Below are 9673 nucleotides of genomic sequence, written 5' to 3' on the forward strand. Positions count from 1 at the left end.
GTTAAGCACGCCGCCAGCGTTCGTCCTGAGCCAGGATCAAACTCTCCAAAAAGAATTCAAAAACCCGGCAAAAGATCAAACCCCGACATCAAAAATGTCCAGATCTGTCCATCACCAAAGGAATCATCCGAGGATGATCAATAATTGGCACTTGGCTTAAATAGCACCCTGTTGAGTTCTCAAAGAACAAGCACACACCGAACACCACCCGATCTCTCGGGAAGCACTGCGGGGCTGTGTCGTTCACAGTACCGGACCGGTTTCGCGGCCCCCTAACCGGGGTCCGCCCCACTCCGGGCGGCCAAGCGATCCGGCCTCCACCCGGGCTCTTCAGCCCCGGTGTTTTTGTCCGTTCCTCGCTGGCAGAGAGAACATTACGCGGCCCCCCGACCTGGATGCAAATCGGGGTCGGTTGTCGCCGGTCACATCCTGCCGTTCGCTCATCTTAGCTGGTCAGGCGGTCTTGATGTCGGGAAAGGAGTGTTCCCGCGGGTGCCGTGGGGGCAGAATCCAACCGTGAGAGTGACCGGGGACACAGCGCTGGCCGCGTTCACCGCCGCGGTGATGCCCTGGCTGAGGACCGAACCAGTCCGCAACAACCAGCTGCTGACGCTGCTGCAGTCGCGGATGGACGGCATCGTCCTGCCCGAATCGGACCTGCTCATGCTGCGGGTGCTCGGCGACGGCGACAGCCTCGCCGGGGTCGCGGTGTGCCCGCCGCCCTTCGCCATGCTGTTGAGCGAACTGCCCGAGGGAGCGGAAGCCGTGCTGGCGGAGCACCTCGCCGAACATGCCCCACAGGTGCGGCGGTTCACCGGACTGCCGGACCAGACAGAGCGGCTCGCGGTGGAACTCGCCGGACGCACCGGTGGCCGGGCCGGCCTGCTGGCGGCGTACCGCATGTTCGACGTCGCGCGGGTGGTGCCACCGGTGGGGGTCGCCGGGCGGCCGCGGGAGGCCGCCGCCGCTGATCGGGATCTGCTGGTGGCCTGGTCCGGGGCGTTTCAACGGGAGGCGCTGGCGGATCACCCGCACTCGAACCCGGCCGCGCCGATCGACGGCCGGCTCGCCCTGGGCGGCCTGCTCTGGGTCTGGGAGGCGGGTGGGGAGCCGGTCAGCATGGCCGCGATGACCGCGCCGGCGGCGGGTGTCGTACGACTGAACCTGGTCTACACCCCGCCGCGCCGCCGCGGGAACGGCTACGCCGCCGCGCTCGTCGCCGCGGTGAGCGCGGCCGCGCTGACCGCGGGGCTGCGTCCGACGCTCTTCACGGACCTCGCCAATCCGACCAGCAACAAGATCTATCAGGCGATCGGGTACCGGCCGCTGCAGGACACCGCGCTGTGGGAGGTCGCCTAGGCCGACACCGGGGCCGGTTCGCGGTGGGCGATCTCGGCCGCGCGCAGCCTGCCGGCGGCCAGCGCGACGATCGCGATCAGCACGGTCACCAGCGCGAACGAGAACGGCAGCGAGGTGGCGTGCGCGATCCCGCCCATCAGCCCCGGCGCGGCCAGACCCGCGCCGTACGACACCGTCGCCACGCCCGCGATCGCGTGGGCGGGATGGTCCCCGGTGTGCCCCGCCGCGCTGAACGCGAGCGGGACCACCACGGCGCAGCCGAGACCGATCATGCCGAAGCCGAGCACCCCGACCAGCGGCGTCCAGGCGGTGACGACCAGCAGACCGCCGGCGATGCCGACGATCCCGGCCACCCGCACCGTGCCGACGGCGCCGAATCGCCGCACGACCGCGTCGCCCACGAGCCGGCCACCGGCCATGGACAGCGCGAAGGCGCTGTACGCCACCGCGGCCTGCCCCTCCCCGGCGTCCAGGATCTGACGCAGGTAGACGGCACACCAGTCGGCGGTGGCCCCCTCCGCGAAGACGGCGCAGAAGCCGACGAGTCCGATGATGAGCACCGGTCCGCGCGGCAGCGAGAACCGCGGCCCGTCGTCCGAGACCGGCACGGGCGCGTTCGGCAGCAGCCAGTGCCCGGCGGCGACGCCGACCACCGCGAGCAGCGCGCCCATCACCCCGAGGTTCACCGGGGCGCTGACGCCCAGGTACGCCGCCCCCGCCCCGATGCCGGAGCCGATCAGGCCGCCGACCGACCACATGCCGTGCAGGCTGGACATGATCGAGCGGCCGAGCCGCCCTTCCACCTCGACGCCCTCGGCGTTCATGGCGATGTCGGAGGTGCCCGCGGCCGCTCCGGCGAGCAGCAGCATGCCCATCAGCGCCCACTGGCTGGGCGCGAGGGCGACCACACCGATGGCGAGGCTCCAGGCCGTGATGAGGACCCTGGTCGTGGTACGCCCGCCCCAGCGCTGCACCAGCCGCCCGGCGAACGGCATCGTGCTGAGCGAGCCGACCGCGGGCATGATCAGCGCCAGGCCGAGCGCGCCCTCGTTGAGGTCCAGGTTCTCGGCGATCCACGGAATGCGGGACGCGAAGCTGCCGCTGACCGCACCGTGCACCGCGAAGACCGTCGCCACCGCCCAGCGGGCCCGCGTCACCACCGAAGTCACAGACGGACCTTACGTCCCGCCTTCCCGCGAAACCATCCTCTGCGTCACCGCACCGGTCAGATGGAGGCGAGCACCAGGGCGGTGGCGGCCAGGCCCAGGCCGGCGAACTGGATCCGGTGCAGGCGTTCCTTGTTCACGGCCAGGGCGAGCAGGACTGTGCTCGCCGGGTAGAGCGATGCGATCGGGGCGACGACGCTCAACTGTCCCTCGTGCGCCGCCAGCAGATAGAGGCCGTTGGCCGCGATGTCGAGGGTGCCCGCGACCGCGGTGAGCGCCAGCACTCTCCCGCGCAGGCGCAGCGTGCCGCCCATCGGGCGGAGCAGCAGCAGGCCGGCCGGGATGGAGGCGAGCCGGGCGGCGGCCAGCGGCCACATGCCGGCGCTCTCCCCGGCCTGGGCCAGCAGCAGGAAGAAGATCCCGAACATGGCGCCGGAGGCCAGCGCCAGCCCGATCACGCGCGGGCCGGTTGCGCTCGCGCCTTCCGCGGGGCCGAGGCTGACCAGCGCGATCGCCCCGATGGCGCAGACCGCCCCGATGAGCGAGGCGGCGGCGGGCCGCTCCCCGAGCAGCAGGCCACCGGTCAGCGGTACCAGCGCGGAGGTGACCGCGGTGACGGGGGCCACGACGGCCATCGCGCCGCTCGCCAGCCCTTGGTACAGCAGGACAATCCCGAAAAGTCCGGCAATCCCGGCCGCCATGCCCCATCCCAGTGCCGACACGCCGAGCCGACCCGGGACCAACAGGAGGAAAGCTGCGATCATCGGTATCGCGCACAACTGCGATACCACGGTCACCGAGTACGAATGGCCACGCACGCTCGCGGCACCCTGGACGGCCTTGCCACCGCAGAAGTCGGCGGTGCCCCAGACCAGGGCGGACGTGCCCGCAAGCAGGATAGAGATCACGACGAGTTCGTATCACAGTATTGACCGCAAAGGACAGCGCGTTGACCGATACGACGATCGAACGGGCCCGATCCACCGCACGCGGCGACGGTTCGCACGCGCCCCGGCCCCGGCATCTGCCCCTTGACGAGATCAATGCCGCGGTGGCGCTGCACGTACGCGCGCTGCGGGCTGGCCGCGGCTGGTCCCTCGACGAGCTCTCCGGCCGCTCCGGGGTCAGCAAGGGCATGCTCGTCCAGATCGAGGGCAGCCGCACCAACCCCAGCGTCGGCACGCTGGCCCGCATCGCGGACGCCTTCGGGGTCACCGTGGCCCGCCTGCTCCAGCCCGCCGCCGACCGGACCGTGCACCTCAGCGAGATGGACGACGCCCCTGTGCTGTGGCGAGGCGGGCGGGGCGGCACGGGACGGCTGCTGCGCGGCCTGAACGACCCGGACTTCGTGGAGCTGTGGGACTGGCGGTTCGCCCCGCAGGAGCGCTGTGAGGCCGAGGAACTGCTACCCGGCACGCGGTGCATGGTGCACGTGCTGGTCGGGCAGATCGCGGTCACTGTCGACGGCGTCGACCACCCGGTGGGTGTCGGGCAGACCCTGGACTTCCGGGCCGACCGCGCACACTCCTACCGCAACGCGCTCGACTCCCCGGCCCGGCTGGTCATGATCGTGGCAATGCCCCCCGGCGACTTCGACCGTCGACGTGGCTCGCTGATCGCCCAGCGCTGAGCTCGACCCGTTCGGCTCACCGCCGGGTCCCGCCCCGATACGACGAAAGCGCCGTCCCCCGAGGAGGGACGGCGCTTTCCGCGTCTTCAGGCGGTCTTCTCCTCGCGGTGGTGACGCGCCCGGCGGCCGGTGCTGATGTCGCGACGGGGCACGATCGTCGGGTAGACCTTCTCCAGCACGGTGTCCCGGGTGATCAGCACCCGCTCGGCGTTCGGGTCGCTGGGCACCTCGTACATCACGGAGAGCAGGACCTCTTCCATGATGGCCCGCAGGCCGCGGGCGCCGGTGTTGCGCAGCATGGCCTGGTCGGCGATGGCCTCCAGGGCCTCGGAGTCGAAGTCCAGCACCACGTTGTCGAGCTCGAACAGGCGCTGGTACTGCTTCACCAGGGCGTTGCGGGGCTCGGTCAGGATCTTGACGAGCGCCTCGCGGTCGAGGCTGCGCACCGTGGTGATGACGGGCAGGCGGCCGATGAACTCGGGGATGATGCCGAACTTCAGCATGTCCTCCGGCATGACCTTGGCCAGCACCTCGTCGTTGGTGCGATCGGAGACCGCCCGCAGGTGCGCGCCGAAGCCCAGGCCCGAGCGCGCGGTGCGCTGCTCGATGATCTGCTCCAGGCCCGCGAACGCGCCACCGCAGATGAACAGGATGTTCGTGGTGTCGATCTCGACGAAGTCCTGGTGCGGGTGCTTGCGGCCGCCCTGCGGCGGCACGTTGGCCCGGGTGCCTTCCAGGATCTTCAGCAGCGCCTGCTGCACGCCCTCGCCGGAGACGTCACGGGTGATCGAGGGGCTGTCGGACTTGCGGGCGATCTTGTCGATCTCGTCGATGTAGACGATGCCGGTCTCGGCGCGCTTGATGTCCCAGTCCGCGGCCTGAATGAGCTTGAGAAGGATGTTCTCGACATCCTCACCCACGTAGCCGGCCTCGGTCAGCGCGGTCGCGTCGGCTATCGCGAACGGGACGTTGAGCATGCGGGCCAGGGTCTGCGCGAGGTGCGTCTTGCCGGTGCCCGTCGGGCCGATCAGCAGGATGTTGCTCTTCGCGACCTCGACCGCCTCACCGCCCCGGGTGTGCGCCGCCTCGGCCTGCAGCCGCTTGTAGTGGTTGTAGACCGCCACCGCGAGCGCCTTCTTGGCGCCGTCCTGCCCGACCACGTACGAGTCGAGGAACTGGCAGATCTCCATCGGCTTGGGCAGCTCTTCCCAGCGGACCTGCTCCTCGCCGGCGAGCTCCTCTTCGATGATCTCGTTGCAGAGGTCGATGCACTCATCGCAGATGTAGACGCCCGGTCCGGCGATGAGTTTCTTCACCTGGCGTTGCGACTTGCCGCAGAAAGAGCATTTCAGCAGGTCGCCGCCGTCGATCCGTGCCACCTACGACTCCCCCTGCCCCTGAAGCGGACGAACATCGTGCCGCCACGAGGCGGCGCGACATCGGTTCTGCCTTGACGTTACCTGTTGTGAGCCGGTTTGCGGCGTCCCCACCCCGCCTACCGCTGAACCAGATTCTGACACGCCACTGTGACACCGGTGTGGTGCCGTCCACCTGTTGGGGTGGACGGCACCACGAGGCATCAGCGAGCGCCCGCCATCAGGCTCTTCTTACGGCTGGTCATCACGGAGTCGACCAGGCCGTAGTCGAGCGCCTCGGCAGCCGTGAGGATCTTGTCGCGGTCGATGTCCTTCTTGACCTGCGCCAGGTCCTTGCCGGAGTGCCGCGACAGCATCTCCTCCAGCTGGGTGCGCATCCGCATGATCTCCCGAGCCTGGATCTCGATGTCCGAGCCCTGCCCGTAGCCGCCCTCGGTGGCCGGCTGGTGGATGATGATGCGCGAGTTCGGCAGCGCCAGGCGCTTGCCCGGCGTGCCCGCCGCCAGCAGCACCGCCGCGGCGCTGGCCGCCTGGCCCAGGCACACCGTCTGGATGTCCGGGCGCACGAACTGCATGGTGTCGTAGATCGCGGTCATCGCCGTGAACGAGCCGCCGGGCGAGTTGATGTACATGGTGATGTCACGGTCGGGATCGGCCGCCTCCAGCACCAGCAGCTGCGCCATCACGTCGTTCGCGGACGCGTCGTCGACCTGCACACCCAGGAAGATGATGCGGTCCTCGAACATCTTGTTGTACGGGTTGGTCTCCTTGGTCCCGTACGACGTGCGCTCGATGAACGAGGGAATGATGTAACGGTTGCTGACCTCGGCGAAGCTCGGCTTCAGGTTTGGAAACATCGTTGAACTCCTTCAGTTCCCGACCGGCACGGCCTGCGCCGAAGTGATCACGTGGTCGATGAAGCCGTACTCCTTGGCCGCCTGCGCGTTGAACCAGCGGTCACGGTCGCTGTCGGCCTCGATCTGCTCCACCGGCTGGCCGGTGTGCTGCGCGATCAGGTCGATCATCAGCTTCTTGGTGTAGATCATCTGCTCGGCCTGGATGGCGATGTCGGCCGCGGTGCCGCCGATGCCGCCGGAGGCCTGGTGCATCATGATCCGCGCGTGCGGCAGCGCCGAGCGCTTGCCCTTGGCGCCCGCGCACAGCAGCATCTGCCCCATCGAGGCCGCCATGCCGAGCGCGATCGTGGCCACGTCGTTCTTGATGTACTGCATGGTGTCGTAGATCGCCATGCCGTCGTACACCGAGCCGCCGGGCGAGTTGATGTAGAGGTAGATGTCGCGGTCCGGGTCCTCCGCGGACAGCAGCAGGAGCTGCGCGCAGATCCGGTTGGCGACCTGGGTGTTCACGTCACTGCCCAGGAAGACGATGCGCTCCTTGAGCAGGCGGTTGTACACAGAATCGTCGAGGCCGCCGGCGATCGGATCGGAACCCCGCGCAGATGGAACGTGCAGCTCGCTCATATCGGCAGCCTTTCTCGTTGTCCTACAGCGACCCTAACCGCTGCCACTGACCGCAGCTTCCCCGAGATCGGCGTGTTCGCTGTCAGCGCACCCGGCCCCGGCATGAACGCAGAAGGACCCGCCCACGGTGGTGAACGGGTCCCTCTCGATCTTCACATCAGTGGTTGTGGCCCTCGTGGTCACCGTGGTCGTGACCCTCGTGGCCGTTGTCCTCGCGCAGCGAGTCCAGGCTCAGCACCTCGCCGGCGGTGTCGGTCATCACGACCCGCTCCATGACCAGCGCCAGCGCCTTGCCCCGGCGCACGTCGCCGTAGACGGCGGCCGCGGCGCCCTGCTGGACCAGGCGGTCGTAGTACACCTGCGGAGCGACACCGGCGCGCTGGGCGCGGTGCACGATCTCGTGCCCGTACTCGTCGTCGCTGACCTCGACGTTCTCCGCCTCGGCGATGGTGTCCAGCACCAGCTGGATCTTCACGCCCTCGGCGGCCGCGTCGGCGAGCTCGGCGTCGATCTGCTCCTCGGTCTTCTCCTCGGCGGCGAGGTACTCCTCCAGGCTCGCGCCCATGCGCTCGAGCTGCTCGACCATGGCGGCCTTGCGCTGCTCGACCTCGTCGGAGACGACGCCCTCGGGGGCCGGCACGTTGGCCTGCTTGACCAGCTCGGCGAGCGCCTTGTCACGGGCCGCGTACAGCTGCTCGACCTTCTTGACCCGGGTGATCCGCTCGCGCAGGTCGCCGCGCAGCTCCTCCAGGGTGTCGAACTCGCTGGCCAGACCGGCGAACTCGTCGTCGAGCTCGGGGAGCTCCTTCTCCTTGACCGTGCGCACGGTCACCTTCACGTCGGCGTCGCGGCCGGCGAACTCGCCGCCCACGAGCTGGCTGGTGAAGGTCGCCTCCTCGCCGGCGGACAGGCCGACGACGGCCTCGTCCAGGCCCTTGAGGAGCTGGCCGGAGCCGACCTCGTGGGAGATGTTGTTGGCGGTGCCGCCCTCGACCTCGGCGCCGTCGACCGTGGCGATCAGGTCGAGCTGCACGTAGTCACCGGTGGCGGCGGCGCGCTCGACCGTCTTCAGGGTTGCGAAGCGCTGGCGCAGGCCGTCGACCTGCTCGTCGATCTCGGCGTCGGCGATCGCCAGCGGCTCGACCTCGACCTTGATGGCGCTCAGCTCGGGCATGGTCAGCTCGGGGCGCACGTCGACGTCCGCGGTGAACTTCAGCGGCTGGCCGTCGGAGAACTCGAGGTTGTCCACGGCCGGGCGGCCCAGCAGCTTGACCTCGTGCTCACGCACGGCGGCGAAGATCTGCTGCGGGATGGCCTCCTCGATCGCCTCCTGCAGCACGGCGCCGCGGCCCACGCGCTGGTCGATGACCTGAGCCGGGATCTTGCCCTTGCGGAAGCCGGGGATGTTCACCTGCGCCGCGATCTCCCGGTACGCCTTCTTCAGGCTCGGCTCGAGCTCTGCGAACGGCACCTCGATGGCGAGCCGCACTCGCGTCGGGCTCAGAGTCTCGACGGTGCTCTTCACTGGCGTACTCCTTGGGATCTTTCGGTCGTTTTGACGGGCCTTCGCACTGTACTGCTCGGCCACGCCGCGTCATGAGGCCGGTCCGACACGCGGACACGGAGCCCGGTCGAGTGTAGGCGAATACCTGGTTGGCCCCTGGCATCGGGCCGCGGTTCTCGGCGGATGTCACACATCTCGGGCGCGGCACCACCATAATATCCAGCAAAGCAGACAAACTGGGCGGGTTGTCCGGGGAGGGGTCCGCCGTGCCACCGATCGATGCGCCAATGCTGCTCGCCACCGTGCTCGCCGACGTCGGCGGGCCGCTGCTGAGCCTCACGCCCGCCGCCGACCTGCCGCCGCACTCGCTCGCGGCCCCGCTCGTCACTCTGTCGGCCGGCCCCGCCGACGGCAAGGAGGCGGCCCTGCTGGGCGCGGTCTTCTTCGCGCTGCTCACCGTCGCGCTGACGGGATGGCTGCACAAGAAGATCAGGCCGGAGCGGCTCACCCCGGCCAACGCGCACCTGGCCCACCAGGACCGGCCCACGCAGCCCGGTGGAGCCCCATCCGCCTGATCGAACAAAGCCCCACCGGGGGTCCGGGCCACACCGCCGCGCCTTGCACCGGCCCCGCCGAAGGCGCCGGTCCAGGAGTGTCAACGGCTCGGACGAACGAACCCCGGTGCACTCCCGGACCGGCTAGCGAGGGGCGAATCGTCTCCCCGTCCCTGGCTCCACCGTAGATCGGCACAGGGGTCGGCAGGGGGCAAATGCCGAAAATGATTCACAACAGGACACGGCTATATGGGTGTGCGACCGGGTGCGAAGACCGCATACACTTCCGGGGGCGCCGGTCACCGGCGCAACGGGGTGTAGCGCAGCTTGGTAGCGCACTCGCTTTGGGAGCGAGGGGCCGTCGGTTCGAATCCGGCCACCCCGACCAGCCACGGTCCGGCACGTCGACCTCGCCGACGGACCGTGCTGACGGGCCGCTAGACTAGGGGCCGCGCGGGCGTAGCTCAATGGTAGAGCTTCAGTCTTCCAAACTGACTACGCGAGTTCGATTCTCGTCGCCCGCTCCATAGAGATAGCAGCTCAAAAGTGGTTCAATTAATTTGTGGCCCCACACACTTGTGCGTGGTGGGGCGGGTGTTTATA

9 protein-coding genes and 2 tRNA genes are annotated in these 9673 nt (G+C 69.1%); 5 read left to right on the forward strand and 6 right to left on the reverse strand.

Annotation, left to right across the window (positions count from 1 at the left end; all coding sequences use genetic code 11):
• Positions 1–516: 516 nt before the first annotated feature.
• On the forward strand, positions 517–1359 hold the full coding sequence (locus AB0B35_RS29465; protein WP_361051294.1) for a GNAT family N-acetyltransferase: 843 nt from the start codon (positions 517–519) through the stop codon (positions 1357–1359).
• Here the strand turns inward: AB0B35_RS29465 and AB0B35_RS29470 are convergent.
• The gene (locus AB0B35_RS29470) at positions 1356–2528 is read right to left on the reverse strand and encodes an MFS transporter (protein ID WP_361051297.1); all 1173 of its coding nucleotides are present in this window, start codon (positions 2526–2528) and stop codon (positions 1356–1358) included. The two genes, AB0B35_RS29465 and AB0B35_RS29470, sit on opposite strands and share 4 nt — an antisense overlap.
• A 56-nt stretch (positions 2529–2584) precedes the next feature.
• Positions 2585–3433 (reverse strand): DMT family transporter, encoded by an 849-nt coding sequence (locus AB0B35_RS29475; protein WP_361051300.1) that lies wholly within the window; start codon positions 3431–3433, stop codon positions 2585–2587.
• A 41-nt stretch (positions 3434–3474) separates the two neighbouring features.
• Between AB0B35_RS29475 and AB0B35_RS29480 the strand changes: the two genes are divergently transcribed.
• Positions 3475–4155, forward strand: coding sequence for an XRE family transcriptional regulator (locus AB0B35_RS29480; protein WP_361051303.1), 681 nt, complete (start codon positions 3475–3477; stop codon positions 4153–4155).
• Positions 4156–4241: 86 nt separating this feature from the next.
• Here AB0B35_RS29480 and clpX read toward each other — a convergent pair whose 3' ends face one another.
• The 4 genes from clpX to tig form a co-directional block, all read right to left on the reverse strand.
• Complete coding sequence (clpX, locus tag AB0B35_RS29485) at positions 4242–5534, reverse strand: ATP-dependent Clp protease ATP-binding subunit ClpX (RefSeq protein WP_203699348.1); 1293 nt, start codon at positions 5532–5534, stop codon at positions 4242–4244.
• 200 nt (positions 5535–5734) lie between these two features.
• Entirely contained in the window at positions 5735–6388 is a 654-nt protein-coding gene (locus AB0B35_RS29490) for an ATP-dependent Clp protease proteolytic subunit (RefSeq protein ID WP_155369939.1), read from the reverse strand.
• Between the two features lie 12 nt (positions 6389–6400).
• Positions 6401–7012, reverse strand: a complete 612-nt coding sequence (locus AB0B35_RS29495) for an ATP-dependent Clp protease proteolytic subunit (protein ID WP_203699347.1) — start codon at positions 7010–7012, stop codon at positions 6401–6403.
• A 157-nt stretch (positions 7013–7169) separates the two neighbouring features.
• A complete protein-coding gene (gene tig / locus AB0B35_RS29500) occupies positions 7170–8537 on the reverse strand; it encodes a trigger factor (protein WP_361051306.1) in 1368 nt (455 codons plus the stop codon).
• Positions 8538–8782: 245 nt separating this feature from the next.
• On the opposite strand from tig, the gene AB0B35_RS29505 reads away from it, so the two are divergent.
• The 3 genes from AB0B35_RS29505 to AB0B35_RS29515 all read left to right on the forward strand — a co-directional run bounded on the left by AB0B35_RS29505 (position 8783) and on the right by AB0B35_RS29515 (position 9597).
• Entirely contained in the window at positions 8783–9091 is a 309-nt protein-coding gene (locus AB0B35_RS29505) for a hypothetical protein (protein ID WP_361051309.1), read from the forward strand.
• Positions 9092–9381: 290 nt separating this feature from the next.
• A tRNA-Pro gene (locus tag AB0B35_RS29510) sits at positions 9382–9458 on the forward strand.
• 65 nt (positions 9459–9523) lie between these two features.
• Positions 9524–9597, forward strand: a tRNA-Gly gene (locus AB0B35_RS29515).
• Positions 9598–9673 lie beyond the last annotated feature (76 nt).

The sequence above is a fragment of the Catellatospora sp. NPDC049133 genome (genome assembly GCF_040648455.1).
GTDB classification, from domain to species: domain Bacteria; phylum Actinomycetota; class Actinomycetes; order Mycobacteriales; family Micromonosporaceae; genus Catellatospora; species Catellatospora aurea.

What these genes read in the sequence shown, in the direction of transcription:
- AB0B35_RS29490 (WP_155369939.1), bottom strand. Translation starts at nt 6,388, where the DNA reads ATGTTTCCAAACCTGAAGCCGAGCTTCGCCGAGGTCAGCAACCGTTAC.
- AB0B35_RS29495 (WP_203699347.1), bottom strand. Translation starts at nt 7,012, where the DNA reads ATGAGCGAGCTGCACGTTCCATCTGCGCGGGGTTCCGATCCGATCGCC.